Below are 516 nucleotides of genomic sequence, written 5' to 3' on the forward strand. Positions count from 1 at the left end.
CGTCGCCGAACTGGCTCGCCAGCATGCTGACGGTCGGAACACCGGCCGTAGCGGCAGTACGCAACCCCTCGGCGTCAGCCGAGGCCGGCGCGACAGCAAGATATGTGTCGAGCTCCGCCGCAAAGGGCCCGCCCCTGTCAATCGCCGACTTCAGGCCGGTGGCGGCGATGGCCAGTGCCATGGTGTTCTGGCCGGCATTGTCCTGCACCTTCGTTTCCAGCGCATCGAGCCGCGCCTGCAAGGCTGCTGACGTCTGTGCCTCCCCCGCAAGTGCGCCGGCGGCTTGCTCCACTTTCTGCTGACTGGCGGTCAGTTGCGTTTCGAGCGATGCGATACGCGCATCGATGGCACTGGTGTCAACAGAACCTCCTGTGCCTGCGGCCTTGGTCTGGGCATCCGCCAGAGTTTGCTTCAGGGCTTTCACATCAGCGGCAATGCCGGACACTTGACCCAGGGCCTGCTTGGCATTTTCCACCGCGCCGTTCAATGCAACCTGTGCGCCCTCGTCGAGACTGG

1 protein-coding gene is annotated in these 516 nt (G+C 64.7%); it reads right to left on the reverse strand.

The genetic code is table 11. From position 1 onward, the window contains the following. Positions 1 to 516 (reverse strand): hypothetical protein (locus NQT62_RS15410; RefSeq protein WP_256765634.1); only part of this gene is annotated, 516 nt, incomplete at both ends.

Source organism: Limnobacter humi, from assembly GCF_024518835.1.
Taxonomy (GTDB): Bacteria; Pseudomonadota; Gammaproteobacteria; order Burkholderiales; family Burkholderiaceae_B; genus Limnobacter; species Limnobacter humi.